A 26,057-nucleotide genomic window follows, 5' to 3' on the forward strand; every position below is an offset into this window, starting at 1 on the left:
ACGGCTACCCGCTAATAGGACTAATAATGAAACCTGGCATTCACCCCGAATATCGTGAAATCGTCTTTGTAGACGTTTCTAACAATTTTAGCTTCAAGACTCGCTCTACGATGTCTACCAAAGAGAAAATCAAATGGGAAGACGGCAATGAGTATCCATTGTCCAAGATCGAGACTTCATCTGAATCACACCCTTTTTACACTGGTACCCAAAAGATTATGGATACTGCGGGTCGTGTTGAGAAATTCCGTCAAAAATTCGGTACTAAAGCAGTTGCTAAGTCTACTGGTGATGGCGCCGCTAAAACAGCTGAGAAAAAAGCTGCTGCTGCAGAAGCAAAAGCTAGTGCTCCCGCTGCTAAAAAGACTACAGCGAAGAAGGTTTAATCTTCTATTTGCGGGGAATCACTTCCCTACGAGATAATCAAGGCAGCGTTTGCTGCCTTTTTTATTGCTCATTCCTAAGCCATGGTTAAACTCACCGCCGCCGCCACTACGTCGATTCCTCGCATCATTATTTTTGCGTTGACCTTGATCTATGGTTTCGCTGGCCTCTTTGCACGCGACCCTTGGAAGAATGAAGATGCCATTGGTTTTGGCGGTATGTGGGCCTTACACAATGGCAAAGCACTTGACTGGATTGTTCCTCATCTCACAGGGCGGGATGTTTCATTGGGCGCCCCATTACCCTATTGGCTCGGCGCTACCCTCATGGATCTTTTTGGCCCATTTATTGGCATGGCGAATGCGGCACGCCTCTATTCGGCAATTTGCTTCTTTGCAGCAGCTGTAGCAATTTGGTATGCAAGCTACTTATTAGGTCGTCGCCCAGAAGTACAGCCTGTGGAATTAGCAGTAGGTGGTCAGCCTGGCCGAAGAAGTTATGGCATGACTTTGGCAGATGGTGCTTTACTCATCTTTCTTGCTTGTGTAGGACTTGCACAGCGCGCTCACGAAACGACCCCCATGATGGCGCAGCTGATGGGTATCAGCATTATTTTATATGGCACTGTACGCGGACTAGATAAGCCATGGCAAGGCGGCTTGTGGACTGGTTTAGGGGTGGCGATTATTGCCCTATCAAGCAACCTCACGCTCAGTTTAATCGTTGTGAGCGCCACCATCATTGCAGTGATTGCTAGTAATGCTAAGTTACGATTTCGGTGGACGCTGACAAGCACAGTGTTTGGTTTGATTGGCTTTGCAGTTTGGCCAGCACTTTGGTATCTGGGCGATCTCACTCCTGAATGGCGTCATATTGCGCAAGATGGATGGCGTAATGTCCCTGAAATGCGATCTACACCATCGATAGAGTCGCTAGGATTTATGAGTGTCAATTTTTGGGTTTATGCCTGGCCTGTTTGGCCCCTTGCTATGATTTCACTTGCGCATTGGGCTAGAGTAGAAGAAGCCGGAAAATGGCGTGCGCCGCACCTATGCATTCCGCTGAGCTTATTTATTGGCTGCTGTGTTTATGTACTTTTTAGGTTGGAGGCCAATGAGCATGACCTGATTATTTTGATTCCGAGTCTAGCGATGATTGCCGCCTTTAGCTTGCCGATTTTAAAACGGGGCCTCATTAGCTTTATTGACTGGTTCGCCATGTTTAGTTTCACTATTATTGCTTTGGCGATATGGATTATTTGGCTCGCTAAAATGACTGGCTTTCCAGAATCAACTGCCGCTAATTTACAAAGGCTCTTGCCAGGCTTCCAGTCACAATTTGATTACTTTGGTTTTGTAGCGGCACTGATCATTACTGGTATTTGGTTAGCTATCGTACGCTGGAGAACATCCCGCGCCCCAAAAGAAATTTGGCGCTGCCTCATCATCTCCGCTTCCGGTACTACCTTAATGTGGGTCTTGTTGATGACTTTATGGCTCCCTACGATTAACTATGCTAAAACCTATCGCTATGTTTCAGATCGTTTAAGTAGCATTATTGCCAATACTCCAGGATGTATAGACACGAGTAATCTCGGATCAGCCCAACTCGCCTCTTTTAATTACTTCACCACATTGACTCTACGTGATGACCCTAGTTGCAATCTGATGCTGACGCACAGCTCTTCAGGTGCTCAAGCTTACGCAAGTCTAAACAAAAAGAAAATTGAGTTACTTTGGGAAGATCGTCGCGCAGCTGACCGCGATGAGCGCCTCCGTCTTTACCAGATTACCCCTGTAGGTCAACAGTAAATGACGTTGTACCTTAAGTTATCGCGCTTGCGCGAGGATATTCCCGCTCTACTAAAACTCGCTGGCCCACTACTTATCGGTCAATTGGCTGTTATCAGCTTTGGTGTTTTAGACACCGCCATGACCGCCCGTTATTCTGCGGATGATTTAGCTGCACTAGCAATGGCTTCTGCAATTTTTATTAGTATCTATGTGGGGCTCACTGGCGTCATCTCTGCCCTCGCACCGATTGCAGGTCAGCTCTTTGGCGCAAAGCGATTTACAGAAATTGGTGAAGAGGTCAGGCAAGCTACTTGGCTCGCACTGGGTCTCACTGTTTTAGGTTGTGTCATTCTTCTCAACCCCGATTATCTACTGGCAATCTCTCAAGTCACTCCAGATATTGAAGAGAAGGCACGCCTATATCTAGCCATTTTAGCTATCGGACTACCGGCGAGCATGGCAATGCGTGCCTTGATCGCTTTTCATAATGCTGTCTCGCGTCCTGCCGTCATTACAGTCATTCAGCTCATTGGTCTAGGTTTAAAACTTCCCTTAAATCTCTTATTTATTTATGGTGGTCTTGGTATTGAAGGCATGGGTGGTCCGGGTTGCGCTGTTGCCACCGTGATTATTAGCTGGTTCTGGCTCATCATCACTTTAGGTTTTGTATTGTTTGATCGCTTTTATAAGCCCTTTCATATCTTTGCCCGATTTAGTTGGCCAGATTGGCATCGGATCTGGACCTTACTCAGATTGGGTGCCCCGATTGGGTTTAGTTATCTGATTGAAGTGACCTCTTTTGCTTTTATGTCTTTGTTTATTGCTCGCTTAGGAACAACGGCATTAGCAGGTCATCAGATTGTGGCGAATTTGGGCACTGTCATCTATATGGTGCCATTATCACTATCGATTGCCACCATGACATTAGTCTCCCAATCGATTGGCGCAGGACGACAAAAGCGTGCTGAAGAAATCGGCTGGTCCTCTGTATTTTTTACTACTGCTCTCTGCATTGTGATTGGTATTTCGGTGTGGGTTTTCCGCATGGCCTTATTAGATCTCTACGATCCCCCCGAAGAGGTGAAAGCATTTGCTATTCCACTCTTTTTGTTTGTTGCCTTTTATCAGATTTTTGATGCCCTACAGATTACTGCAGCATTTATTCTGCGTGCTTACCGCGTCGCCTTTTGGCCGATGCTCATTTACGCCGGATCACTTTGGGGTATAGGCCTAGGTGGCGGTTACGTCATGGGCTTTAATGTCCTAGGCAATACCCCAGAATTTTTACAAGGTGCGAATGGCTTTTGGGCTGGCAATAGTGTGAGTCTAGGTTTAGCTGCATTACTACTGCTCTATCTATTTAGAAAAACGGCTGCACGCTTTGAAAAAACACATCCGCCTGTGCAAGTTTAAGCAGACTTAAAAACGTATTGGCCAAACAGATAAGGCGAAGTTTTACTGGATAGGCTTAAATCCACTACTAGGTGGATTAAAGTTTCGACCACTACCTGATCCAGGATAACTAGGCACTTGATTGCCTTTAGAGTACATACACTGCTGATAAGCAATGTTGTACTGGGTTTGAGCTTGGTTTTGTTTGCCAGCAGAGTTCATAGCACCAATAGCAGCCCCGCCGAGTAAACCAACACCTGCACCAGTACCAATATTTTGACTGCTACCCCCCTGAATCACAGCCCCTGCTGCTGCACCTAAAGCAGCACCAATCGCTGCACTAGTAGCACCCTCCTTCAGAGCAGCGTTACTAGTGTCCTTCACGGCATTTGTAGCGAATTCTCGGCACTGCTGATCTTCTTGCTGAAACACCTCAAAAGGCTTTCCTTCACGCGGCATAACGGCAATAGTGGGTCCAGTGGGTGCGGAGACGCAAGCAGCCAAAACACTCACGATGGCGAGAGTCAGTACAACACGTTTCATGGGTAATCCTTTTGTCATGATGCTATTCATGGTTATAAAAAATCGTTAATTATATGAACGCTGTTGAGGCGCTACATTACTAGATGGAGGTGTTGCGGGCTGAATTTGCCAAGCAGAAGCGCAGTTTTGTACATACGGAAAGTACTGCCCACTCGCTTCACAAAAATACCATACTGGGGGTTGAGGCTGAGCTGCCAGCACCAAGGGTTGTTGGGGAGGCGCTACATAAACTACTGGTGGGGAATAAAAACCTGTCACAAATGGGTAGGCATTTGGATATGCATACCCAGGACCATAGTAGCCACCCCTCCAACTAGGCCCATAAGCACCTCGCCAACCGGAGCCATAAAATCCAGGGTAGGCTGCCGGGCGCCAACCGCCGTTGTACCCGCTATAGCCGTTCCCGCCACCTACTGAAACAGACCAGCCAATATTACCTGCTTGAGCGGTGCTTGGTAAAGCCATTGCACTAATGAACATAGCTATCAGCCCACTAAGCAGTAGATTGTTTTTGCGATATCGAATCTGAAAGAAAATATCTCTGATACTCATAGCGGACTCCCTTTTGGATGCCTTCTACCATTTATAACGCTTGATCTTGATGCAAGCTGACAAGAATGCTACTTTTTTTATTAAAACCCTGTGCACATTAAGGCTCTAATTTAGCGCCAGACCTCAACACCACTCTACCCCATTTAGCACTCTCCGCTTGGATCAGTTTAGAGAGCTCTTGGGGGCTTCCTGGTGCCGGGTCTAAACCGCTAGCCAGCAATTTACTTTTAACATCTGCTTGATTAAGTGTTTGGCGGGTTAAGGTATTTAAACGTTGCTGTAAGTTACTAGGAAGATTGGCAGGCGCCATCAATGAAAACCAAGAGATTGCTTCAAATCCAGGCAAACCTTGCTCTGCCATTGTCGGAATGTCCGGGGCAGCGGGGGATCGCCTGAGACTCGTTACTCCAATTGCCTGAATCTCACCTGCTTTGATCAAAGACAAGGATGAGGAAAGATTATCAAAGAGCATTGAAATCCGTCCGCTCACTAGGTCTGGTAGAGATTGTGCTCTGCCCTTGTAAGGAATATGCCGAATTTGCACACCCGTCATCTCTTTTAGTAACTCACCAGACATATGCAATGAAGTGCCGACACCCGAGGAACCAAAAGTAAGCTCATTGGGCTTTGACTTCGCTAGCTCAATGAGTTCTGGCAGATTATTCACACCAAGCCGTTTATTAACTACCAATACATTAGGGGTGCTAGCCAAAAAACTAATCGGTGTGAAATCATGAATTGGATGAAACGGTAACTTCTCGTACAGGGCCCCGTTAATCGAATGAATACCCACTGTACCGATCAGCAATGTATAGCCATCGGACTCACTCTTAGCCACAATATCCGCACCAATATTGCCACCGTATCCAGGGCGATTTTCTACCAGCACTGGCACACCCAAACTTTGCTGCCAACTCTCAGCTAGCACGCGCGCCAAAATGTCTGGCGCACCCCCAGGCGTAAAAGTCACCACAATCCGAATAGCTTGCTTAGGCCATACAGATGAGTTAGCTTTCAGTACTTGCGCATGCGCATGTACAGGTATGGCAATAGTAGCCAACAAAATAAATAGGGGCTTGAGCACCGTGGAAGTGAAGCGCATCATGCAGGCCACACCAAATTACAAACCAAAGCGGGAGCGTAACCAAATCCATCCCTCGTACCGCACGGGATCATCAGCACAAGGGCCAACACCGCACTCTAGTAAGGTGGAAATGACATTTGCTAAGACTAATATGATGAATGTAATCACCAAACTATTAGCGATTACAGAGCGTGAGCGGACAGCTCCATTCGGTAGCATAAGCAAGATAGCCAAACCAGCTAAAAGGCCAACGTAGCTAAGAAAGGCCCAAGTATAAAAATGCAACTCTAAAAAGGTTGCACCAAATCCTGAATCACCCGGTGCAATGTGTAGCAGCACCTGCCGTAAAGAAACCATCATACCGACTAGACCGCCAATAATTCCCCAGCCATAATGTGAGGAATAAGCGCCACAGCGAATGTTCAAGACCAACGCAAAGCCAATAATGACAAAACCAATACGTTGCATTAAACATAAAGGGCAAGGCAACTCACCAAAGTAAATCTGATCTATAAAAGCATAAGACAACATACCAACAATGGCGAGCAATGCCAACTGATTGCCAAGAGCGGCAAATGAGGGAAAGGAGTGCTGTCTCATGAAATTAATTACAAACTAATATTGAGATGAGTAGTCGCATGAATACGAAACCAGAAAATCAAAATACCGACAGTGATTGCTAGCATGACCAAGCCTGCTAAGCGTTTCTCAAACCATACCAACATTAGGCCAATAAAAGCAGTCAGAAAAGGAAGGAACATGTACATCAGGTCATTTTATCGCAGTAGGACGTGTTACCTCATTTAGATAATCTTTAGTTTCAGTGGGGTTAATCCATCTACAAAACCCCCTAAAACATCACCCTTCTTTACAGGGCCAACACCCGCAGGCGTTCCTGAGTAAATCAGATCACCTGGCTCAAGCGTAAATAAAGTAGAGAGATATGCAATCGTATCGGGTACATTCCAAATTAACTGATTGAGATCACCCTCTTGGCGCACTTCACCATTGACCAGGAGTTTAACGGCACCTTTATTGGGATGACCGCACACAGTAGCAGGCGTGATAGCAGCACACGGTGCAGACTGATCAAAAGCTTTACCGGTATCCCATGGACGGCCCATTTTTTTAGCTTCACCTTGTAAATCACGGCGCGTCATATCCAGACCTACGCCGTAACCATACACATGCTCAAGTGCTGTATCAGCAGAAATATTTTTTCCACCCTTGCCAATGGCTACCACCATCTCGATTTCATGATGGACATCATTCGACAGGTTGGGATACTCCATGTCTTTGCCATCTGTCACGATGGAGTTCGCAGGTTTCATAAAAAAGAAGGGGGGCTCACGATCTGGATCATGCCCCATTTCACGTGCGTGGTCTGCATAGTTTCGCCCTACGCAGTAAATACGATTGACAGCAAAACGACGGGTATCGCCCACTACCGGAAGTGATGGTGTGACGGGGGGATCAATAACGTATGCTGTGCTCATAAATGGCCTTTTAAATGAGGGGTCTGTTTTCAAACGCAGATAAATGTCAAAAGTAGAGCTGAATAATCGACTTATTATGACATTAGGGACGATCGAGTGAGGCAATACCTCGGGGATTAAAGCAGCTTAGCACTGTCGTGCTTTTTATTATTTACTCTTATTTAAACCCGCTTTACGTGCCTCAACCTCTTTATTAATAGCAAGCAGCATTTTTGCATCGGGCGATTTCCAATTACCGCCTGACTGATTCACTAAATAGACTACGGAATCCGCAAAGTCCTCAATAGAGAGATCGGGCTTGCCCCCTTTAGCGGGCATCTTCCTGACGCCAACATAACCATGCGCAGTCAGAGTAACCTGCCCTTCTGCAATTAAGGGCGCCCACTGAGCCTTATTACCCAGCTTAGGAGATTTCAGAACACCAGATCCATGGCAGGAAGCGCAAACCTGTTTGTATGTTGCTTCGCCGGAATTAGCAACAGCAACAGAACTAAAACCTAGGGCAATAGCGAAGGTTAAGAGTGGCAGCGAGGGTGAGAATGAGAGTTTCATAAGGGGTCATATTTTTATAAAGAATGAATCATCACAATGTATCTTAAATTGGAGATCACTGCTTTAGGGAATCGTATACCCGTTTTTAACAAGGATTTGTTTTGCTGCGCTACTCTGAAGGTAGTCATACAAAGCAATGGCTGCTGGGGGTGGGTTCTTTTTTAAGACCGTGCGTTGACGAATAGGCTCATACAGATCATCAGGAAGTGCAATATATTGCGTCGTGGCCGCTAATTCAGGGGCTTTTGCTATCGATAAGGCAGTCAAGCCCACCTTTAATGCACCTGTACTGACATAGACCGCAGCAATGGAAATATTGTCCGTCAGTACTAAGCGATCTTTAACCTCATTCCAGACTTTGATTGCCTTGAGATATTGAACGGATGCTTTGCCATAAGGGGCCAATTCTGGATTAGCAATAGCGATCTTTTTGGCATTCTTCAGCAGTCTTTTAATCTGCTCTGGGTCAGAGCTCAAACTCAGCCCAGCTGCCGTATTTGTCATCAGCGCCAGATGGCCATAGGCATAAATCACTCCACGGTCCCGTGTGACACCTTCATCTGCTAAGCGCAAAGGATAAGATTCATCAGCGGAAATAAATAAGTCATATGGAGCGCCCTGCTTCATCTGGCTTGCCAGATTTCCGGAGGAGCCGTAAACAATGCGCATAGCTTGGTGAGAGCCTGGCAATTGCTTAAACTGTTGATGTATTTCCTCGAAAGCAGGCTTGAGATTACTTGCCACTGCTACGGTAATCGTTTGGGCATGAACCTGAGCGCTCAATAAAAGCCCAAGCAATAAAAAGAAACATGCCGATATCCTGTATCTCAGAGGGATAGGCATTAACGTTTTCATGAAGCTCAGTTTATAGCCAAGCAGCCGTTTTTTGTTTTAAGCCGATCGGCTTGTATCCCGGCATTTCACGAGAGAGCCTCTGAATCTTCCGAACCAGCTTAGTAAGGTCTTTATTTTTAGCAAAGTCTTGACCCATAGCAAGAAAGAAAATTTCATCTTTTAAATGAATAAAATCTAGGCCATTTTCAAGGGCAATACTCTTTACACCCATTCCCACATCGGCTTTTTTTGCCAAGATAGCCATGGCGATAGCCGAGTGTGTAAATTCTTCATTTTCATAACCCTTGATCGCCTTTGAATCCATGCCTTCTTGCTTCATGATCGTATCTAATAAGAGCCTTGTCCCCGATCCCTTCTGTCGATTAATAAAACGAATTTTGGGGCGCAATAGATCTTTTAAAGAAATGATATTCAGTGGATTACCTTTAGTAACCATCATGCCTTGTATGCGCTGCATGACTGGCAACAACTGCATACCCTCTTTTTTCAAGCGCTGAGAAATGATCTTAGAACTACTTGCATCAGAAATATGAAAGCCTGCAACATCCACCTCATAATTAAACAGACGCTCTAAGGCCTCACCAGAGCCTGCGGTAATTAATTCAAAACCATCAATGTCTAATATAGATTTTTGAATGATCGGGTCGCTACTACTAGCAAACCGCCATTGTCTTTTTGTACTCAATCTAAATTGGGCAAAACCTTCCTCGAGATGTGCAAGGCTAGTTTGCTCCAGTCGAGCTGTTTTTTGCTCAAAATCATCAATAAATTGAGTAAGGTATTGGGCGTACTCAGAAAGCTGTGATCCATGCCCTCTCACCCGATCAATTAACTTAAAGCCTAGAGCTAGCTCAACATCATTGAGTTTTTGCCAAACATTGCGATAGGAAAGCCCTGCTTTTTTGCAAGCAGATACCAAGGTCTTCCCTTGATCAATATCTTTTAGCAAGCCTGATAGCCACACTAAATCCAATACAGTGGGGTCTTTGGCATTTTTACTGCCAAACACTAAGGTAGGTCGAATCTGAATTCTCATATTTCTAATATGTAATTTTTTGCATATTGATGTTAAGTAACATGACAAATGTTAACCGAACAGACCCCCTGGAGACTAAATAATATGAAACTCGCATTCAATCGACTATTCATAGCAGCAACAACTACCGTAGCACTACTATGTGGACCTGTAATCGCTCAAGAAAAAAGCATCATCATTTCATCGACTACCTCTACAGAGCAATCTGGCTTATTTGGTTTCATACTCCCAATTTTTAAAATGAAAACCGGAATTGATGCCAAAGTTGTCGCTGTTGGCACAGGTCAAGCTTTAGATATTGGCCGCCGTGGCGATGCTGATATCGTGTTTGTGCATGACAGTCCTGCAGAAGTGAAGTTTGTAAATGAAGGCTTTGCAACCAAACGGAATGAAGTGATGTACAACGACTTTGTATTGCTTGGACCTAAATCTGACCCTGCCAAAATTGCGGGTGGCAAAGATATTAAAGTAGCATTTCAAAAAATGGCTGCAGCGCAAGCCCCCTTTGTTTCTCGTGGCGACAAGAGTGGCACCCATGCGGCAGAATTACGTTACTGGAAAGATGCTGGTATTGCTATTGCCCCAGGAACAAGCTGGTACAAAGAAACTGGATCTGGAATGGGTCCTGCGTTAAATACTGCCTCCGCTATGAATGGTTATATTTTGGCAGACCGTGCTACTTGGCTCTCGTTCAAAAATCGTGGCGACCTGACCATTCTTGTTCAAGGAGACCCAAAGCTCTTCAATCAATATGGCGTCATGTTAGTGAACTCGGCAAAATTTCCCCATATCAAAAAAGCAGAGGGACAAGCCTTTATTGACTGGATCACTTCAAAGAACGGACAAGAAGTAATTGCAACCTACCAAATTGGTGGGGAACAGCTGTTCTTTCCTAATGCCAAGAGATAATAAAAAAGGCTCACAACATTGTGAGCCTTTTTAGTGCTATTGCTAATGCATTATTTCTTTGGCGTTACAAAACCAATCGCTGTGTCATCCACAAACTCGACCATCACATCATCGCCAGCCTTGAATTTCTCAAGACCGAGAACGCTTTGATCAACTTTTACTCTTTGCTTTTCACCCGATGGTAATGTGAAAGTCACAACACGAGTCTTTGCATCAATCGTGGTGATCTTAACGGTTGCATAGACAGTATCGGTTGTTTCTTCAAATGGCTTTACAGATCCTTTGCCAGACATTACTACTGAACGCACACCTGAAACACCAGGTTTTGCATCCTTAGGCGCTGCTACCAGGCCTACTGCAATCGCTTGAGCATGCTCAACTACAAACAGATCGCCCTTCTTGACCTTATCTAGGTCGTTGACTTGCTTGGCAACATTCATTTGCGCTAAATTGCCATTAGCATCCTTTAACACCACAATGCGCTTCTTTGCGTCAACTGAATCAACAGTTGCAGTTAAAACAACTACTTCTGCAGCCAGGGGTAGCATTTTGGCTGGTGCTTGGGCAAACGCTGCACTAGCGCCAACTAGGCCAATAGAAGCAAATAATGTAGCAAGTATGGTTTTCTTCAAGATCATTCCTTAATAAGAGGGGTTTTGGGGCATGCAGAAGGTTTGCAAGCCAATCAACTCGTGAGCCACACTAGCCATGCATCTGCTACATCAATGAAGTATATTCTTTATGAACCCTATAGCTAATGTCCAACTTAGACATATGACCCAAAATGAGGCTAAAAGAGTCAAGCATTGAATGCAAACCGAAGGTGTAGGATGGCGAGGTGATCCTCATTAAAACCTGGCCAGAAGCCCAAGATGAAGCTTATTTCATCCGCAGAACTGTTTTTATTGAAGAACAAGGGGTTCCAGAGGAGTTGGAGCTCGATGAATTTGACCCGATTGCCCTGCATGCATTGGTCTACCATCAATCACAATGTATGGGCACAGGCCGTCTTATCCCCCTCAATACTGGCTCGAGGATAGTCCCTCTTGGGCGCATCGGCAGGATGGCGATATTGCCCCAGTATCGCAAGCAAAATATGGGTAAGCAGCTACTCCAGCGCTTAATACAAGAAGGCCGGGATCGGGGCATTACTCATTTTGAATTGCATGCTCAGTTATCCGCTATTCCGTTCTACGAAAAATCTGGTTTTATCGCTCATGGAGCTATTTACGATGAGGCAGGGATTACGCATCGCGATATGATGTTCAATCTCTTTCCTTCAACCTATAAACCATGACCCAGATTGTTGATACCCCCTTTCTTTTTCGCGTTTGTTACTCTGATACAGATGCAGCAGGATTTGTTTACCATGCGCGGTATCTTGAAATCTTCGAGCGCAGTCGTGCACAGTGGCTCTATCAACGTGACCTTAGTCCCTCGCATTTAGTGAATGCATTCGGCATCCTATTACCGGTGCGCGAGCTATCCATGAAATTTCATAAACCCGGTCGCTTAGATGATCTCTTAAGTATCGATCAGTTGATAGAAAAGCGTGGGCGTACACAAATCACCGTTCAGCAGACTGCAACGCGCATTAACAATGCTGCAAGCGGTGATTGCGAGCCAGAATTAGTTGCGAGTGCCGTACTGCATATTGTTTGTGTTGATACCCAGACTCTGAAGCCTAAAGGCTTACCTGACTGGCTCTTCCAGATCAATCCATAACTCAATATTTTTGGAAATACTTATGCAAGAAGGCAAACTGCTCACCTTTGTTCAAAAACTCACTCAACTACTAGAGACACATCCAAGTGAAAAAATCATTTTCTCTCAGGGCAAGAAATTGCTAGAAGAGTTGATTGCAGTCGATGATTGGTTACCTGAGGCCCTATCAAAATCGCACCCAGATTATTATCAGCAATATTTACTGTATGCCGATCCTATGAACCGTTTCTCGGTCGTAAGCTTTGTTTGGGGCCCTAATCAAAAAACGCCGGTCCATAACCATACAGTTTGGGGAATGATTGGGCAGTTACGTGGGCAAGAATGCGGTACTAATTACTACCAGCAACAAGACGGAAGCTATCAAGCAGGTGAATCATCGATCTGCCACCCCGGGCAAGTAGAAACGGTGTCTCCCAATACCCATGATATTCATGCAGTGGTGAACAATTCAAGCGATAAAACCTCAATCAGTATTCATGTATATGGGGGCAATATTGGACGTATTGAGCGTGCTGTGTTTGATATTAAGACTGGACAGCAAAAACAATTTATCTCGGGCTATGCCAATGCTTTTACTCCGAACCTATGGCATACCGGCACCTAATTTACCGAGTCATTGCGTAGATAGCTTAAAATAAGATTCTTCCTGCAAACACAGTGCGTGTAGCAGTTCACCCCATTGGCCGGGATAGTCGTTTAATTGAATACGGGCCAATATCTATTTGGCCCCTATGTTATTTACAGATCTCGGTTTATCAGAATCCATTCTTCGTGCTATTAATGAAGAAGGCTATACCAGCCCCACTCCCATTCAAGCAAAATCCATCCCTGCAGTTTTAAAGGGGGGAGATTTACTCGCAGCTGCCCAAACAGGCACTGGTAAAACGGCAGGCTTTACCTTGCCGATTTTGCAGCGCTTAATCAGCGCGCCTGTCACTGGCAGCGGTAAACGCGTATTACGGGTATTAATATTGACGCCCACTCGTGAGCTCGCCGCCCAAGTACAAGAGTCCGTAGTGACCTACGGCAAATATACGGGACTAAAGTCAACCGTGATCTTTGGAGGCGTAGGTGCCAATCCTCAAATTAAAGCGATTGCTGCAGGACTTGATATCCTGGTAGCCACACCAGGTCGTCTACTCGATCTGATGTCACAAAATTGCGTATCTCTTAGTGCGATTGAAATTCTAGTACTCGATGAGGCAGATCGCATGCTAGATATGGGCTTTCTAAGGGATATTAAAAAGATCTTAGCTGCACTTCCTAAGAAGCGTCAGAACCTACTATTTTCCGCAACCTTTTCTACTGAAATTAAAGCTCTGGCTGATGGCTTATTAAATGCCCCAGAACTGATTGAAGTTGCGCGTAGCAATAGTGCCAACGAAGCGATTGCCCAATTAATCCATCCAGTTGATAGAAATCAGAAGCACCCTCTTCTAGCACATCTTATTAAGACCAATCAATGGCAACAGGTACTGGTCTTTACGCGTACTAAGCATGGTGCTAATAAATTAGTTACTCAATTGGAAAAAGATGGCATCACTAGTATGGCCATTCATGGGAATAAGAGTCAAAGTGCGCGTACTAAAGCGTTGGCTGACTTTAAGGCTGAAAAAATTACCGTCTTAGTAGCAACGGATATTGCTGCACGCGGAATTGACATTGATCAACTGCCCCATGTCGTGAACTATGACTTACCAAATGTCTCAGAAGATTATGTTCACCGCATTGGTCGTACGGGTAGAGCCGGATCTAATGGCGTTGCAGTTTCCTTAGTGTGTGTAGACGAACATGAAATGCTCAGAGATATTGAAAAACTCATCAAACAAAAACTTCCCCAAGAAGTCATTGTAGGATTTGAGCCTGACCCTAATGCAGTGGCACAACCTATTCAGCTCAGAAGCCAGCAACATCAGCAATCTAGAAAACCTCGGACTGGTGGCGGTAGTAGTGAGGGTGGGCGCAAGCCAGCCGCTAAACGCACTGGTGCTCCTAAGCGAAGCTTCAATAGATAAAAAATACTTGATGCTTGCTAGATAATTTATTGGGAATGTCATCATGAAAGTAATTGGTTTAATTCAGCTTAGCAATCCAAGTGCCTTTGAGGAATATCGATCTCAAGTGGGGGAAACTGTTGCGCTTTATCAGGGCAAGATCACTTCCCGAGGGTCGGTAGAGGCGATCTATTGGAATGAATTGGAATGTACGCCATTTAGTGCTTACGTAGAACTCGAGTTTCCTGATACCGCATTGGCGCAGACTTGGGTAAGCAGTCCTGAGTACCAAAGCTTGTTAGCAATACGCCATCAAGCTATGAAACTTACCTTGTTTTCTGTTAATCCTGAACCTTAACTCCTGAGAGAATCGTAGATAAAAATAAAGCCTAGCTCCTTGTGAGAGCTAGGCCTGATATCTCGTTTAGGAAATCAGAATTACTTCTTGGCTTCCATCGCTTCTTTAGCAGCAGTAATTTCTTTACGACGCTCTTTACAAGCACCGGCAATCTCTTGAAGCGCTTTACGTGCTCGTGCAGCAGATGCTTTAACGCCTTTTTCAATAAACTTTTCATTTTCTGCTTTGTATGTTTCAAAAGCAGCTAACAATGTATCGTGTTGTGACATCTGATCTCTCCTGTTTCTGATTAATATGCGAGTTTAGGACTCCAAATGAGTATATCCCTATAAAAAGTCATGAAATTCAGGGGGTGTACTAGGGAAAACTCTTAGATGACTAAAATCCTCCAAAATAGTGAACATCACTTTAAGTACGTTTTAAACCACACTAAGCGCCATAAATAGGCTTTTTTATCAAGGATTAAGCACTTTAAACCCTGTAGGGCTGACCCCCACCAAACCCTTAAAAAGAACCTATGTCCATCAAAAATCAAAATTACGCATTTGTCAGAAATAAATTAGTAAACAAAGAGGAAATTGCTTTTTTAGACGTTCGCGAAGAAGGTCCGCATGCCCAAGAGCATCCCTTGTTTGCAGCGAACTTCCCCCTCTCCCGCATAGAGGTAGATGCATTTTCCAAGTTGCCCAAAAAAGATGTGCCTATCGTTACATTAGATGATGGTGAAGGACATGCGCATCTAGCAGCTCTAAGACTCTCTGAACTCGGGTACTCTGATGTATCCATATTTGATGGAGGGGTAAAGACCTGGAAGGCTGCTGGTGGGGAAGTATTTAAAGATGTCAATGTCCCTAGTAAATCGTTTGGGGAATTTGTTGAATCTAAAAGACATACTCCATCCCTATCCGCTGAGGAAGTAAAAAAACTCATAGACGATCAAGAAGATGTAGTGGTGGTTGATGTACGCCGCTTTGATGAATATCACACTATGAGTATTCCAACGGGAATCAGCGTACCAGGAGCAGAGCTTGTACTGCGAGTTCCTGAGATCGCACCTAACCCTAATACTAGAATCATCGTCAATTGCGCCGGCCGAACCCGCAGCATTATTGGCACACAATCCTTGATTAATGCGGGCATCCCCAATCCAGTGAGCGCGCTACGGAATGGCACTATTGGCTGGACTTTGGCTGGTCAAACATTAGATCAGGGTCAAAGTCGAAAATTTAACGATGTAAGTGATATCACTACTGAACAGGCAGCGCAGCGTGCCCGCAATGTTGCAGACGCTGCTGGGGTAAAGCGCGCAACGATGAGTGATATTGCAAAGTGGAAATTGCAAACTGAGCGCACCACTTACTTTTTTGACCCTCGCACTCCTGAAGAATATGCAGCTGGTCACTTACCAGGGTTTCGATCCGTACCGGGCGGTCAATTAGTTCAAGAAACAGAAATGGTAGCGCCAGTTCGTGGTGCACGTATTGTGTTGATGGACCCTAGCGGAGTGCGAGCCAATATGCCTGCCTCCTGGCTTGCACAAATGGCATGGGATGTTTACGTTCTTGATGATTTGAAGATCACCGATCTGACCGAGAAGGGATCATGGAGCGCCACTCTTCCAGTAACTCCTCAGGTTCAATCGGTAGATGCTAAAACAACCGCACAGTGGTTACAAGATAAAGACACAACTATTGTCATAGACCTCAGCACCCATGCTAATTATGTCAAGGGTCATATTGCGGGGAGCTGGTATGCCTTGCGCTCAGAATTTACTCAAGCTCTTGAAAAGCTTCCCAATGCTAATCGTTACGTATTAACTAGTACTAAGGGTGATCTCGCACTATATGCCGCCCATGAAATACAGAGCCTGACTAAAGCAGCAGTGTTCGTTTTATCTAGAGGTAATGAAGGCTGGACTCAGGCAGGCTTTGAATTAGAGAAAGGGGAGACCCATTTAGCATCACCTCCGCTCGATCGTTATAAGCGCCCGTACGAAGGCACTAGTGTTAAACCTGCGGCCATGCAAGCATATTTAGATTGGGAATACGGTCTAGTAGCACAGCTAGGCAAGGATGGTACTCATCACTTTTGGGTCTTATAAAAATCAATCGCATGACTGCTCCGCGAAGACTACTGATCATATTAAGCCTCTTGCTGGGGCTAACTGCTTGTGAGCGAAACAATTACACCACTTGGATCTGTAAGAATGTAGCTGGGGAAAAATCTACTATGATCATCAAAAAAGCGCAGATGCAATTTCAGGATCGTGAGTTCGATTATTGCGGTAGTCTAGGGCCAAATAGTTATTTTGATCTAAAGTGTCTGCTATTAATTCAGGATGCCAGCAAGAGATTTACTCCTAGTACTGGGCAATTAATCAGCGATGGCAATGAGTACCAATGTAATGCCCTACTAAAAAAATCAATACCGTAAGCCCTAAAAAGTTACTCCTGAGCAAGTGGACTGCAGCGCATCCTAGCCAAAAAAGAAAACATTTTTTAGTCAGTAAAGTCATTCTTCCTGACTTACCTGAGCAAGCCATTGAATTCGTAGAGTTAGAAGCTGTCTTTGATCATCATACTCAGACCGTTCACTGGAGAGAGCTCATGAATCAGGAGGTATGGCTACAAGGCTGGGTGTAAAAAAGCCGCCCCATTTACAAAACTCACTGGGCGGCTTTGACTACTTTTAACTTCAGAATGCTACGATTTATCTTGAAAGCAAATTACTTTGTTTTCTTTTTCGTAGGCAGAAGATTGCCTCACATGCTCATCCACATTTTTTTCTGCGGCGTCTGCCACTTGATTCACAATTTTTCTACCCTCTTTAAACATTTTCTGTCCAGCAGTAGACATATCGTGAACAACCTTCGACAATTTATCTGCATGACCAGGAATCTTACTCTCAGCATCCTCTAACCAGCTCACCAATGAACTGCGAACTTTTTCTAGATGCTTTTCGGTTTCGTCAGCTGCATCGTCACCAAGTCCTTTGAGTACAGCTTTGACTTTTTTCTGATAAGTCGTAGCACGCTTGGCAGCTTCTTTAGTTGCCTCTTCTTGCAAATCTTTTAACTGCTCTAAATCGCTTTTGGCAGCAGACTTGACACTCTCCATCGCATTTTTCATGCCCCATTGCATTTCTTGCATATGATGCTCAGCCAAATCCTTTGCTGCATCCATCAGTTTTTGTGAATAAGCAAACAACTCTTTTGCTTTTGCTTGTTGCCAGGCCTGAATTTCTTTCTGATCCATTGTTTTCTCCTTCTGTGAAATTAAGTGAATAAACTAATTTTTTGCGTCTTATTTACAACTCTATACCCAATTTTGAAGCTTGCCAATACTGCTGAATCTAGCAGAGCTATTCTTCAGCTTCGTTACAAAGTAAAAAACAAACTAACTCATGGGCATTATTCATTAAATTAATCTAGTTTTGCCCCAGCCTGCTTTACTACTTTAGCCCAGCGGGGCATCTCACTAGCTAAAAATTTAGTGAATTGCTCAGCATTCAGATAAGCTGGATCAGCGCCTTGCTCAATCATTCTCTTTTGAATCTCTGAAGACTCCAGGGTATCTTTAAAGGCTTGACTTAATTTATTAACAACCTCAGAGGGTGTTCCTTTTGGCGCCAATATGCCATAAAAACCAACAATCTCTAGATTAGCAACGCCTGTTTCTATTACCGTAGGCGTATTCGGCAATGCTAGATTTCGCTTTGCACTAGTTACTGCTAAGGCCTTTACCTTTCCCTGTTTCGCGTAGGCTGCAGCCTGAGGTACTGACTCAGCCATAAACTGCACATGGCCAGCAATCAGATCAGTAAAAGCTGGGGCACTACCTCTAAACGGGATATGCACCATAAATATTCCCGTCTCATTTTTTAGCATCTCAGGAACCAGATGTGAAATACCACCATTTCCGGCTGAACCATAATTTAATTTACCAGGATTGGCTTTTGCAAAAGCGATCAATTCTTTCAGAGATTGCACGGGGACATCTTTATTCACAATCAAGGCAAGGGGTTGTTGCGCTGTTCTGGCTATAGGCTGAAATTCCTTGAGGGTGTCATAGGAAGATTTTGTATAAATTGCTGGATTAATAACCATAGTGCCTGTATTGGCCAATAACAGCGTATAGCCATCGGGCGGTGATTGGGCTACAAATTGAGCGCCAACGGTTCCGCCTGCTCCGGCTTTGTAATCGACAATCACTGTTTGACCTAAAGAGGACTGTAGTTTTTCGACCAGCAGTCGCATATGAGCATCTAGAGGGCCGCCAGCAGGAAAGCCAATAATGATTTTTATAGGTTTATCAGGGTATGCAGCCTGAGCACTCTGAATCGATATAACACTCAGGAGGGTAATAAGAAAATAACAAAATGCTTTCGCGTTACGCATGAAAATCTCCTACTAACAAGATATTAGACAAATTATCTCAAAGTGCATGTGCACAAGCAAAGCCACTTGCCCAAGCCCATTGGAAGTTATGTCCCCCTAAATGACCGGTGACATCGACACATTCCCCAATAAAATACAGTCCAGAGTGATTACGTGCCATCATTGTTTGGCCATCAAGCTCTTTGGTGTCAACACCGCCAAGCATCACCTCTGCTTTTTTCCAACCCAGAGTGCCCGCGGGTTTAACGGACCAGTGGCTAATTAGCTCTTTTAGTACCTGGCGATCCTTCTTGGATACTTCGGCCCACTTACGGCCTAACAGATTTTTTTGCTCTGCAAATGCTTTTGCAAGACGCTGCGGCATGACAGATGCCAGAATACTTTCTGTCGATTTCAAGCGATTCTCTTCATCATTAAAAACTTCATCGCAACTCAAGTCGCCATTGACCCCGGCCGCTCCCAACCAATCAATCTGAATAGTCTCGCCCTCTACCCAGTAGCTACTTGCCTGCAGCACAGCAGGACCTGATAATCCTTTATGGGTAAGGAGTAAGTCTTCATGAAAGTGACAAGCACCGTAACGACTACCCTTAGATCCAGCGGCAATCCGAATGGGCAAGCTCAAGCCAGCAAGTTCAACCAGATTTTCAAACTCACCTGAGGTGAATGAGAGTGGCACTAGGGCGGGACGAGGATCAATCACATTCAATTGAAATTGTTTGGCAATATCTAATGAGTAAGCTGTAGCACCGATTGCAGGGACAGGCAAACCACCCGTCGCCATTACAACGGACCTTGATCGCTCAATGCCATTATTAGTTTTAACTACCCATTGTTCTGATTCATGAGAGATCGACTCCGCGATGACAGGATGCCGAATCAGCACATTCCCTTTGGCACACTCGCTGAATAGCATGTCAATAATTTGTTTAGCAGACTCATCGCAAAATAATTGACCTTGGTGCTTCTCATGATAGGCAATTCGATATGACTGAACTAGCTTAATAAATGCAGAAGAGGGGTAGCGGGCTAAAGCACTTTTTACAAAATGGGGATTGAGAGATAAGAAATGGGATGGGCTCGTATTCAGATTCGTGAAGTTGCATCTACCCCCACCACTAATCCGAATTTTTTCACCTAATACCTCTGCATGATCGAGCACCAATATCTTTTTATTACGCTGACCAGCAATTCCAGCGCAAAATAAACCAGCAGCACCACCACCAATAATGATGGCATCCCATATTTTATTCATAACTTATTTAAAACGCTCAATGACTTCGGGAGAAATCTTCAGTTTTTGCATATGGGAACGCGTATAAGCCTGACGAAAATTTTTAGTCATGGAAATCATCACCGATGCAGTCCACGCAAATGCGAACATCCCAGAAAAAGCAATAATGACAGCAAGCATTTTCCAGCCATTAGGCAGGAGATCATCCATAAAACCCATAGCAGTGTAGGTGCTGCCACTAAATAAAATACTTTGACTCAAACTAGGTAAAAGATTGAAACCCCAAAGAGCTACCCCCCAAAGAATGATTTCAAAAATATGGACCAGAAAAAGACACAGAATACTGATGTAAAAAACAAAGCCGACCGAGGAATATTGATGCTCTGACATGTATAGAAAGGTTTTCACCTCGTAGCGCTTGGCAATCTGAAGCAACGCCAATCCATGAATTAACATCACGATCAAGAGCATGGCAATGCCAAATAAGTAGGCCGGTAAATCTAATTCGGTCGAAAAATTAATAGTGTTAGATATGGTCATTCTGGGCCTTTGAGCTTATTTTACAGATCTTATAGACGCAATCAGTTAAGCTAACTGATACCAGTCTTGAATAACATGCCAGGCAGACTCGGCATTTTCAACAAAATGAATCAAGTTCATATCCTCTTGATCAATGACGCCATTTTGAAGCATCGTTTCAAAACGAATTGTCTCGCACCAAAAGTCACGCCCCACCAAGATGATGGGGAAGCGCACTACTTTCTTGGTCTGCATCAAGGTGAGTACTTCAAAGAGCTCATCAAATGAACCAAAGCCGCCCGGGTAGGCGACAATTGCTCTAGCTCGCAGCATGAAGTGCATCTTACGAATAGCGAAATAATGAAAACGAAAGCTTAGCCCTGGCGTAAGATATTGATTAGGGTGCTGCTCTCGAGGTAAGCTAATGTTAAAACCGATGGATTTATCCCCAGCTTCAAATGCACCGCGATTAGCTGCCTCCATAATTCCAGGACCGCCGCCCGTAGCAATATGCAGCTTATTGCGAGCTTCAAATTGAGAGGCGTTATAGCTAGCTACAAGACTACCGAACTCTCTAGCTGAATCATAGTATTTCGAATGTAGTAAAGCCTTTTGAGCTGTTGCTAATGCCTCTGGTGATTTAGCACTCCGCTCCATTTCTTGTGCGACCTGAGAACTCACGAAACGGGTGGAACCAAATACGGTAATCGTGTGTTCAATCCCCTGCTCATGCAGCAAAATTTCTGGCTTTAATAATTCCAACTGAAAACGCACGCCAAGAGTCTCTCGTCGCAATAAAAAATCTTCATCATCAAAGGCAAATTTATAGGAATCCTCAGACTCATCTTCTGCTATTAGACTCTTCTGATGATTGAGATAATCTGTAATAGTTTGGGAATTATTTTCAGGGAGCTTTGGGCTCATGTCACAACCTTTTAAAAATTGGCCTTATGCTGCTGTAAGCCTAATAAATAGCGATAAATTGTTTACTATTATTTAACACTGTATCTCTCTACAGCTAGCATAACAAGTATAGAGAAATAGAGAAGGCGCACCTTTTCATCATTATTCAATTAGAGCGATACTGCTGATATGCCCTTTCCTTCGCACCCTGCTACTCCCCCTTTAGATTCTTTAGCACTCATCAGACGCCTAAAACGAGCACCTGCTGAGCATAAGGGTCATGCTGGCAAAGTACTGCTGATCGGGGGCGCCCCTGGTATGGCTGGAGCGCTTATTCTTGCGGGCAATGCTGCCCTGCATCTCGGAGCAGGCTGGACGATACTGGAGATGCTCGATCCTGCCACAGCCCATGCTTCTTCTGAGCAGGCCGAGCTCATGGTACGCTTAGCCAGTTTTGATGCAAAAGATCAATTACAAAAGACTGCTCCCGATTTAATTGCGATTGGCCCGGGCTTAGGATTCTCTGCGCTTGCAAAAGAATGGCTTGGTGCGGTCTTGCAATACCCACAGATCCCCCTAGTCATCGATGCAGATGCCCTGAATTTAATTGCAGATACCCCTCAATTTTTAGACCTTCTCAAACAACGCAATCTAGAGTTTCCAGGTATGAGTGTGCTAACCCCTCATCCGGGCGAAGCTGCAAACCTCCTTAATACGACTGCCCAAACGATACAGGCTGATCGATTGGGCGCATTAATGAAGCTCGTGGACTTAACACATTCTATTGTTGTACTAAAGGGGCAACATAGTTTGATTGCCTCACCCACGCAGCCAGTATTACTATGTCAGCAAGGCAATCCTGGTATGGCCGTAGGGGGGATGGGGGACGTCTTGACTGGTAGTGTTAGTGCAATCGCAGCCCAAGGCATCGCCCATCATATTGATCTTTGGGAAGCAAGCTGTATTGGAGTGCAATTACATGCCACTGCCGCGGATAGTCTGGTTGCCAAACAAGTCGGCCCCATTGGGCTTACACCAACAGAAGTCATTTTTGAAATGCGAAGCCTGTTGAATAAACTGTTATAAATTAGCATGCATTCAAAAGAATTAAGTATTCATCACCGCCATTATTTTTACGGCATCTGCATGGCCGGTATTGGGTCGATTTTATTTTCTGGAAAAGCGATCTTAGTAAAACTTGCTTTTACTCATGGTGCTACAGCGGAAACACTGATCGCCTTAAGAATGCTGATGGCTCTGCCACTTTTTTGGGGGATTTACTGGTGGCAAGCGCGTAAAGAAGCAATGAGCTCGCTAGTATTACAAGACCATATCAAAATATTTTTCTTGGGATTTATGGGTTACTTTTTTTCTAGTTACCTTGATTTTCTGGGTCTTCAGTACATTTCAGTAGGCCTAGAGCGTATCGTTCTTTACCTAACCCCAACTATCGTGCTGCTGATTTCCTATTTTGTTTTAAAAAAATCCATCAGCCGACTTCAGTGGTATGCATTAGCTGTTGGCTACCTTGGAGTGATCGTAGTATTCATTCAAGATGCTAGCGCATCTGGCTCAATGGCATTGTTAGGTATGGCCCTGGTATTTGCTAGTGCATGTTCTTATGCCATCTATATGATTGGCTCAGGCGAAATGGTTAAAAGAGTGGGTAGCGTGCGATTGGTGGTGTACGCGAGCTCAGCATCCGCCCTACTCAGTGTGATTCAAATTTTGATCTATGATCCAGCCGCAGTCTTTACCCAAACGCCTCAAATTTACTGGCTAAGTTTAATTAATGCGAGTGTGTGCACCGTTATACCGATGCTTTTGATCATGATGGCCATCAACCGAATTGGCTCACCTTTGGTTGCTCAGGCCGGTATTCTGGGACCTGTCTCTACCCTCTTTATGGGCTGGGTTGTTCTATCAGAGCCGATTACCTGGTTGCAAATTGGGGGGATGGGTTTGGTGATGGGCGCGATGTGGTTGCTAGTACGTAATGACCCCTCAGCACCGAATACAGAATTGATCCCCTCTAAGCATTTAGACTGAGAAACCATACTCCTGTAATTTAAAAGGCCGTCTAAAGACGGCCTTTTAAGGTGTGCTTCAATAAAAAAATTATGCTGGCTGAGCTTCTTCCTCAGTAATCTTTTCCAAAGCTTTCTCAAGATGGCTCATCGTACGATCGATGTTTGCTAATTTCTCTAAACCAAATAAGCCAATTCGGAAGGTACGGAAATCTGGTCTTTCATCACACTGCAAGGGAACACCGGCAGCAGTTTGTAAACCCAGGGCAATAAACTTTTTACCCGACTGAATCTCAGGGTCAGTGGTGTAACTTACTACTACACCAGGAGCCTGGAAGCCCTTAGCGGCAACTGAGTGATAGCCCTTGGAGACCAATAAAGCACGAACCTTTTCGCCCAACTCTTGCTGCTTTTGTTTGAGCGATGCAAATCCTAGGGCTTGGGTCTCTTTCATAACATTACGGAAGATCTTCAATGCATCTGTAGGCATAGTGGTGTGATACACATGACCGCCTTTTTCATAGGCTTCCATAATTTGGAGCCACTTCTTCAGATCGATCGAGAAACTGCTACTTTGCGTACTGTCAATCCGAGTACGAGCACGCTCGCTCATCGCAATCAGAGCGCAACAAGGTGAGCTACTCCAGCCTTTTTGTGGCGCGGTAATTAAGACATCAACATTGCAGGCTTTCATGTCTACCCACATAGCACCAGAAGCAATACAGTCAAGTACAAATAAGCCATTCACTGAATGAACTGCATCACCCACTGCTTTGAGATAGTCATCAGGCAAAATAATTCCAGCGGAAGTTTCTACATGCGGAGCAAAAACGACAGCAGGCTTTTCTTTTTTAATATAGGCAACCACCTCTTCAATCGGCGCAGGTGCAAATACACCCTGGGTGCTATCGTCCAATTGCCTACCCTTAATGATATGAACGTCTTGGGTAATGTTGGCCATATCAAAGATTTGCGTCCAACGGTAACTAAACCAACCATTGCGCAATACGAGGCACTTTTGATTATTGGCAAATTGACGAGCAACGGCTTCCATGCCGAATGTGCCGCTACCAGGAACAATCACTGCGGAGCTAGCGTTATAGGCATCTTTTAAGACGCTAGATATATCGACAATCACTTTTTTAAACTCTTCAGACATATGGTTTAAAGATCGATCGGTATACACCACAGAGAACTCTAAGAGACCGTCTGGATCAACATTGGGCAATAAACCTGGCATAGTAATTTCCTAATAAATCGTAAGAATGACCTTAAATGATACCGATTTAGCACTATTTGTGTATCAACCTGCCGAAAACAGGATTCAAAGGGGATTTGAGGGCATTTTAGCTTGAAGCGCTAAGGCGTTTGGAGGAGGACACCAAAATTCCGACGGCAATTAAGATAAAAGCCAGCCCATGAAATACCCGCGGGGGATCACCTAAGATTGCCGCTGAAAATACGGCAGTGAATAAAGGAATTAAGTTGGCAAAAAATGCCGCTACAGTTGGACCTGCCCCAGCAACTCCGAGACCCCAACAGCGATAGGCAATTAAAGATGGGCCAATGGCTACAAAAATAATTAATGGTGCAGTCAGCTCATCAACGACAATAAAAGCATTGCCAGAGGCTATTTCAGCACCCTCAAAAACCATAGTCCATAAAAAACCAATCATCACTTGTGCCAATAGAAATTGAGCCCATGGCCATTGCCGCTCTGAACTAGAACCCGGTCGTCCAATCATCCAGCTATACAACGCCCACAAGATGGTGGCAAGCATAATAAATAAGTCGCCCATCATGATCTGCATATTTAAGAGGCTTGTAGGTTCACCGCGAGTCAATACGATGATGACTCCCGATAAAGAAACTAAGACACCGACCATTTGAAGCGGCGTGGGTCGCGTCTGATAAAAAATTGCGCCGATAAATAGCATCCACATCGGCATGCTAGCGCCAATTAAAGTTACATTGATCGCAGTTGAAGTCTGCAAAGCTAAATAAAGTAGGACGTTATAGCTGCCAACGCCAAAAAGACTTAAAAGTAAAAAGCGGCCTTTGTATTGCCACAACTCACTACCAGGCTTAAAAATCTGCCAGCCAAAGGGCAGTAAGATCAAGGCTGCTAAACCCCAACGTACTGCACTCAAGGTAATCGGCGAGACACTGCCTACTAGCGCCCTACCCGCAATTGCATTACCAGCCCATAAGGCCGTAGCAATCAATAGGTAGGTAGTCGTTCTGAGGGTCAATTGGGACATTTAGGGTCGGCAAGCAAATTAAGTGAATTAGAGGGTATTCAGAG

32 protein-coding genes are annotated in these 26,057 nt (G+C 44.6%); 14 read left to right on the forward strand and 18 right to left on the reverse strand.

The features are described from left to right. Positions 1 to 26: 26 nt before the first annotated feature. The 3 genes from DCO16_RS06965 (at position 27) to DCO16_RS06975 (ending at position 3,590) form a co-directional block, all read left to right on the forward strand. The gene (locus DCO16_RS06965) at positions 27 to 386 is read left to right on the forward strand and encodes a type B 50S ribosomal protein L31 (protein WP_173942977.1); all 360 of its coding nucleotides are present in this window, start codon (positions 27 to 29) and stop codon (positions 384 to 386) included. 81 nt (positions 387 to 467) lie between these two features. After that, positions 468 to 2,195 (forward strand): ArnT family glycosyltransferase, encoded by a 1,728-nt coding sequence (locus DCO16_RS06970; RefSeq protein ID WP_173942978.1) that lies wholly within the window; start codon positions 468 to 470, stop codon positions 2,193 to 2,195. Then, positions 2,196 to 3,590 carry an MATE family efflux transporter gene (locus DCO16_RS06975; protein ID WP_173942979.1) on the forward strand — a complete coding sequence of 465 codons (1,395 nt, stop codon included), beginning with the start codon at positions 2,196 to 2,198 and terminating at the stop codon, positions 3,588 to 3,590. Positions 3,591 to 3,632: 42 nt separating this feature from the next. On the opposite strand, the gene DCO16_RS06980 is transcribed toward DCO16_RS06975, so the two are convergent. From DCO16_RS06980 to DCO16_RS07020, 9 genes are all read right to left on the reverse strand, one after another. Further along, positions 3,633 to 4,130, reverse strand: a complete 498-nt coding sequence (locus DCO16_RS06980) for a glycine zipper family protein (protein WP_217426640.1) — start codon at positions 4,128 to 4,130, stop codon at positions 3,633 to 3,635. Positions 4,131 to 4,157: 27 nt separating this feature from the next. Beyond that, the gene (locus DCO16_RS06985) at positions 4,158 to 4,664 is read right to left on the reverse strand and encodes a hypothetical protein (RefSeq protein WP_173942980.1); all 507 of its coding nucleotides are present in this window, start codon (positions 4,662 to 4,664) and stop codon (positions 4,158 to 4,160) included. Positions 4,665 to 4,761: 97 nt separating this feature from the next. Then, entirely contained in the window at positions 4,762 to 5,769 is a 1,008-nt protein-coding gene (locus tag DCO16_RS06990; RefSeq protein WP_217426641.1) for a tripartite tricarboxylate transporter substrate binding protein, read from the reverse strand. Positions 5,770 to 5,784: 15 nt separating this feature from the next. Then, entirely contained in the window at positions 5,785 to 6,348 is a 564-nt protein-coding gene (locus DCO16_RS06995; RefSeq protein ID WP_173942981.1) for a disulfide bond formation protein B, read from the reverse strand. A gap of 8 nt (positions 6,349 to 6,356) precedes the next feature. After that, on the reverse strand, positions 6,357 to 6,515 hold the full coding sequence (locus tag DCO16_RS07000; RefSeq protein ID WP_173942982.1) for a DUF5993 family protein: 159 nt from the start codon (positions 6,513 to 6,515) through the stop codon (positions 6,357 to 6,359). A gap of 36 nt (positions 6,516 to 6,551) precedes the next feature. After that, positions 6,552 to 7,244, reverse strand: a complete 693-nt coding sequence (locus DCO16_RS07005; protein WP_173942983.1) for a fumarylacetoacetate hydrolase family protein — start codon at positions 7,242 to 7,244, stop codon at positions 6,552 to 6,554. 147 nt (positions 7,245 to 7,391) lie between these two features. Further along, complete coding sequence (locus tag DCO16_RS07010; protein ID WP_173942984.1) at positions 7,392 to 7,796, reverse strand: c-type cytochrome; 405 nt, start codon at positions 7,794 to 7,796, stop codon at positions 7,392 to 7,394. Positions 7,797 to 7,859: 63 nt separating this feature from the next. Beyond that, a complete protein-coding gene (modA, locus tag DCO16_RS07015; protein WP_173942985.1) occupies positions 7,860 to 8,639 on the reverse strand; it encodes a molybdate ABC transporter substrate-binding protein in 780 nt (259 codons plus the stop codon). 22 nt (positions 8,640 to 8,661) lie between these two features. Beyond that, on the reverse strand, positions 8,662 to 9,687 hold the full coding sequence (locus DCO16_RS07020; protein ID WP_173942986.1) for a substrate-binding domain-containing protein: 1,026 nt from the start codon (positions 9,685 to 9,687) through the stop codon (positions 8,662 to 8,664). Positions 9,688 to 9,771: 84 nt separating this feature from the next. Between DCO16_RS07020 and DCO16_RS07025 the strand changes: the two genes are divergently transcribed. Next, on the forward strand, positions 9,772 to 10,596 hold the full coding sequence (locus tag DCO16_RS07025) for an ABC transporter substrate-binding protein (RefSeq protein ID WP_173942987.1): 825 nt from the start codon (positions 9,772 to 9,774) through the stop codon (positions 10,594 to 10,596). Between the two features lie 50 nt (positions 10,597 to 10,646). Here the strand turns inward: DCO16_RS07025 and DCO16_RS07030 are convergent, their stop codons facing one another. Next, positions 10,647 to 11,228 (reverse strand): hypothetical protein, encoded by a 582-nt coding sequence (locus tag DCO16_RS07030; protein WP_173942988.1) that lies wholly within the window; start codon positions 11,226 to 11,228, stop codon positions 10,647 to 10,649. A 206-nt stretch (positions 11,229 to 11,434) separates the two neighbouring features. On the opposite strand from DCO16_RS07030, the gene DCO16_RS07035 reads away from it, so the two are divergent. The 5 genes from DCO16_RS07035 (at position 11,435) to DCO16_RS07055 (ending at position 14,673) form a co-directional block, all read left to right on the forward strand. Then, on the forward strand, positions 11,435 to 11,893 hold the full coding sequence (locus DCO16_RS07035; protein ID WP_173942989.1) for a GNAT family N-acetyltransferase: 459 nt from the start codon (positions 11,435 to 11,437) through the stop codon (positions 11,891 to 11,893). Then, positions 11,890 to 12,321, forward strand: coding sequence for a YbgC/FadM family acyl-CoA thioesterase (locus tag DCO16_RS07040; protein ID WP_173942990.1), 432 nt, complete (start codon positions 11,890 to 11,892; stop codon positions 12,319 to 12,321). The genes DCO16_RS07035 and DCO16_RS07040 overlap by 4 nt, the downstream gene beginning before the upstream one ends. A gap of 22 nt (positions 12,322 to 12,343) precedes the next feature. Continuing rightward, the gene (locus DCO16_RS07045; protein WP_173942991.1) at positions 12,344 to 12,925 is read left to right on the forward strand and encodes a cysteine dioxygenase family protein; all 582 of its coding nucleotides are present in this window, start codon (positions 12,344 to 12,346) and stop codon (positions 12,923 to 12,925) included. A 127-nt stretch (positions 12,926 to 13,052) separates the two neighbouring features. Further along, a complete protein-coding gene (locus tag DCO16_RS07050) occupies positions 13,053 to 14,336 on the forward strand; it encodes a DEAD/DEAH box helicase (protein WP_173943811.1) in 1,284 nt (427 codons plus the stop codon). Between the two features lie 43 nt (positions 14,337 to 14,379). Beyond that, on the forward strand, positions 14,380 to 14,673 hold the full coding sequence (locus tag DCO16_RS07055; protein ID WP_173942992.1) for a DUF1330 domain-containing protein: 294 nt from the start codon (positions 14,380 to 14,382) through the stop codon (positions 14,671 to 14,673). Between the two features lie 80 nt (positions 14,674 to 14,753). On the opposite strand, the gene DCO16_RS07060 is transcribed toward DCO16_RS07055, so the two are convergent. Continuing rightward, positions 14,754 to 14,942, reverse strand: coding sequence for an Hc1-related histone H1-like protein (locus DCO16_RS07060; RefSeq protein WP_173942993.1), 189 nt, complete (start codon positions 14,940 to 14,942; stop codon positions 14,754 to 14,756). 248 nt (positions 14,943 to 15,190) lie between these two features. On the opposite strand from DCO16_RS07060, the gene DCO16_RS07065 reads away from it, so the two are divergent. From DCO16_RS07065 to DCO16_RS07075, 3 genes are all read left to right on the forward strand, one after another. Further along, complete coding sequence (locus DCO16_RS07065) at positions 15,191 to 16,774, forward strand: rhodanese homology domain-containing protein (RefSeq protein WP_173942994.1); 1,584 nt, start codon at positions 15,191 to 15,193, stop codon at positions 16,772 to 16,774. A 128-nt stretch (positions 16,775 to 16,902) separates the two neighbouring features. Continuing rightward, complete coding sequence (locus DCO16_RS07070; protein ID WP_173942995.1) at positions 16,903 to 17,106, forward strand: hypothetical protein; 204 nt, start codon at positions 16,903 to 16,905, stop codon at positions 17,104 to 17,106. A gap of 17 nt (positions 17,107 to 17,123) precedes the next feature. Continuing rightward, the gene (locus tag DCO16_RS07075) at positions 17,124 to 17,315 is read left to right on the forward strand and encodes a TIGR02450 family Trp-rich protein (RefSeq protein WP_254598125.1); all 192 of its coding nucleotides are present in this window, start codon (positions 17,124 to 17,126) and stop codon (positions 17,313 to 17,315) included. A gap of 60 nt (positions 17,316 to 17,375) precedes the next feature. Here DCO16_RS07075 and DCO16_RS07080 read toward each other — a convergent pair whose 3' ends face one another. The 5 genes from DCO16_RS07080 to DCO16_RS07100 all read right to left on the reverse strand — a co-directional run bounded on the left by DCO16_RS07080 (position 17,376) and on the right by DCO16_RS07100 (position 21,746). Beyond that, entirely contained in the window at positions 17,376 to 17,927 is a 552-nt protein-coding gene (locus DCO16_RS07080) for a phasin family protein (RefSeq protein ID WP_173942996.1), read from the reverse strand. 167 nt (positions 17,928 to 18,094) lie between these two features. Further along, positions 18,095 to 19,069, reverse strand: a complete 975-nt coding sequence (locus DCO16_RS07085; protein ID WP_173942997.1) for a Bug family tripartite tricarboxylate transporter substrate binding protein — start codon at positions 19,067 to 19,069, stop codon at positions 18,095 to 18,097. 37 nt (positions 19,070 to 19,106) lie between these two features. After that, positions 19,107 to 20,324: a BaiN/RdsA family NAD(P)/FAD-dependent oxidoreductase gene (locus DCO16_RS07090; protein WP_173942998.1), complete on the reverse strand. Its 1,218-nt coding sequence runs from the start codon at positions 20,322 to 20,324 to the stop codon at positions 19,107 to 19,109. A 3-nt stretch (positions 20,325 to 20,327) separates the two neighbouring features. Then, positions 20,328 to 20,843, reverse strand: coding sequence for a hypothetical protein (locus DCO16_RS07095; RefSeq protein ID WP_173942999.1), 516 nt, complete (start codon positions 20,841 to 20,843; stop codon positions 20,328 to 20,330). A 45-nt stretch (positions 20,844 to 20,888) separates the two neighbouring features. Continuing rightward, positions 20,889 to 21,746, reverse strand: a complete 858-nt coding sequence (locus tag DCO16_RS07100; protein WP_173943000.1) for an LOG family protein — start codon at positions 21,744 to 21,746, stop codon at positions 20,889 to 20,891. A gap of 168 nt (positions 21,747 to 21,914) precedes the next feature. On the opposite strand from DCO16_RS07100, the gene DCO16_RS07105 reads away from it, so the two are divergent. Then, entirely contained in the window at positions 21,915 to 22,811 is an 897-nt protein-coding gene (locus tag DCO16_RS07105) for an NAD(P)H-hydrate dehydratase (protein WP_173943001.1), read from the forward strand. Between the two features lie 6 nt (positions 22,812 to 22,817). Beyond that, complete coding sequence (locus DCO16_RS07110; protein ID WP_173943002.1) at positions 22,818 to 23,774, forward strand: DMT family transporter; 957 nt, start codon at positions 22,818 to 22,820, stop codon at positions 23,772 to 23,774. Between the two features lie 69 nt (positions 23,775 to 23,843). On the opposite strand, the gene DCO16_RS07115 is transcribed toward DCO16_RS07110, so the two are convergent. Further along, positions 23,844 to 24,992, reverse strand: coding sequence for an aminotransferase class V-fold PLP-dependent enzyme (locus DCO16_RS07115; protein WP_173943003.1), 1,149 nt, complete (start codon positions 24,990 to 24,992; stop codon positions 23,844 to 23,846). Positions 24,993 to 25,098: 106 nt separating this feature from the next. Further along, positions 25,099 to 26,013, reverse strand: a complete 915-nt coding sequence (locus DCO16_RS07120; RefSeq protein ID WP_173943004.1) for a DMT family transporter — start codon at positions 26,011 to 26,013, stop codon at positions 25,099 to 25,101. Positions 26,014 to 26,057: the final 44 nt, after the last annotated feature.

Source organism: Polynucleobacter antarcticus (assembly GCF_013307245.1).
In the GTDB taxonomy this organism is placed as follows: domain Bacteria; phylum Pseudomonadota; class Gammaproteobacteria; order Burkholderiales; family Burkholderiaceae; genus Polynucleobacter; species Polynucleobacter antarcticus.

Bases quoted from the DNA above. Each gene is read 5' to 3' on its own strand.
- DCO16_RS06965 (WP_173942977.1), top strand. From the start codon at position 27: ATGAAACCTGGCATTCACCCCGAATATCGTGAAATCGTCTTTGTAGAC.
- DCO16_RS06970 (WP_173942978.1), top strand. From the start codon at position 468: ATGGTTAAACTCACCGCCGCCGCCACTACGTCGATTCCTCGCATCATT.
- DCO16_RS06975 (WP_173942979.1), top strand. From the start codon at position 2,196: ATGACGTTGTACCTTAAGTTATCGCGCTTGCGCGAGGATATTCCCGCT.
- DCO16_RS06980 (WP_217426640.1), bottom strand. From the start codon at position 4,130: ATGACAAAAGGATTACCCATGAAACGTGTTGTACTGACTCTCGCCATC.
- DCO16_RS06985 (WP_173942980.1), bottom strand. From the start codon at position 4,664: ATGAGTATCAGAGATATTTTCTTTCAGATTCGATATCGCAAAAACAAT.
- DCO16_RS06990 (WP_217426641.1), bottom strand. From the start codon at position 5,769: ATGATGCGCTTCACTTCCACGGTGCTCAAGCCCCTATTTATTTTGTTG.
- DCO16_RS06995 (WP_173942981.1), bottom strand. From the start codon at position 6,348: ATGAGACAGCACTCCTTTCCCTCATTTGCCGCTCTTGGCAATCAGTTG.
- DCO16_RS07000 (WP_173942982.1), bottom strand. From the start codon at position 6,515: ATGTACATGTTCCTTCCTTTTCTGACTGCTTTTATTGGCCTAATGTTG.
- DCO16_RS07005 (WP_173942983.1), bottom strand. From the start codon at position 7,244: ATGAGCACAGCATACGTTATTGATCCCCCCGTCACACCATCACTTCCG.
- DCO16_RS07010 (WP_173942984.1), bottom strand. From the start codon at position 7,796: ATGAAACTCTCATTCTCACCCTCGCTGCCACTCTTAACCTTCGCTATT.
- modA (WP_173942985.1), bottom strand. From the start codon at position 8,639: ATGCCTATCCCTCTGAGATACAGGATATCGGCATGTTTCTTTTTATTG.
- DCO16_RS07020 (WP_173942986.1), bottom strand. From the start codon at position 9,687: ATGAGAATTCAGATTCGACCTACCTTAGTGTTTGGCAGTAAAAATGCC.
- DCO16_RS07025 (WP_173942987.1), top strand. From the start codon at position 9,772: ATGAAACTCGCATTCAATCGACTATTCATAGCAGCAACAACTACCGTA.
- DCO16_RS07040 (WP_173942990.1), top strand. From the start codon at position 11,890: ATGACCCAGATTGTTGATACCCCCTTTCTTTTTCGCGTTTGTTACTCT.
- DCO16_RS07045 (WP_173942991.1), top strand. From the start codon at position 12,344: ATGCAAGAAGGCAAACTGCTCACCTTTGTTCAAAAACTCACTCAACTA.
- DCO16_RS07050 (WP_173943811.1), top strand. From the start codon at position 13,053: ATGTTATTTACAGATCTCGGTTTATCAGAATCCATTCTTCGTGCTATT.
- DCO16_RS07055 (WP_173942992.1), top strand. From the start codon at position 14,380: ATGAAAGTAATTGGTTTAATTCAGCTTAGCAATCCAAGTGCCTTTGAG.
- DCO16_RS07060 (WP_173942993.1), bottom strand. From the start codon at position 14,942: ATGTCACAACACGATACATTGTTAGCTGCTTTTGAAACATACAAAGCA.
- DCO16_RS07065 (WP_173942994.1), top strand. From the start codon at position 15,191: ATGTCCATCAAAAATCAAAATTACGCATTTGTCAGAAATAAATTAGTA.
- DCO16_RS07070 (WP_173942995.1), top strand. From the start codon at position 16,903: ATGATCATCAAAAAAGCGCAGATGCAATTTCAGGATCGTGAGTTCGAT.
- DCO16_RS07080 (WP_173942996.1), bottom strand. From the start codon at position 17,927: ATGGATCAGAAAGAAATTCAGGCCTGGCAACAAGCAAAAGCAAAAGAG.
- DCO16_RS07085 (WP_173942997.1), bottom strand. From the start codon at position 19,069: ATGCGTAACGCGAAAGCATTTTGTTATTTTCTTATTACCCTCCTGAGT.
- DCO16_RS07090 (WP_173942998.1), bottom strand. From the start codon at position 20,324: ATGAATAAAATATGGGATGCCATCATTATTGGTGGTGGTGCTGCTGGT.
- DCO16_RS07095 (WP_173942999.1), bottom strand. From the start codon at position 20,843: ATGACCATATCTAACACTATTAATTTTTCGACCGAATTAGATTTACCG.
- DCO16_RS07100 (WP_173943000.1), bottom strand. From the start codon at position 21,746: ATGAGCCCAAAGCTCCCTGAAAATAATTCCCAAACTATTACAGATTAT.
- DCO16_RS07105 (WP_173943001.1), top strand. From the start codon at position 21,915: ATGCCCTTTCCTTCGCACCCTGCTACTCCCCCTTTAGATTCTTTAGCA.
- DCO16_RS07110 (WP_173943002.1), top strand. From the start codon at position 22,818: ATGCATTCAAAAGAATTAAGTATTCATCACCGCCATTATTTTTACGGC.
- DCO16_RS07115 (WP_173943003.1), bottom strand. From the start codon at position 24,992: ATGCCAGGTTTATTGCCCAATGTTGATCCAGACGGTCTCTTAGAGTTC.
- DCO16_RS07120 (WP_173943004.1), bottom strand. From the start codon at position 26,013: ATGTCCCAATTGACCCTCAGAACGACTACCTACCTATTGATTGCTACG.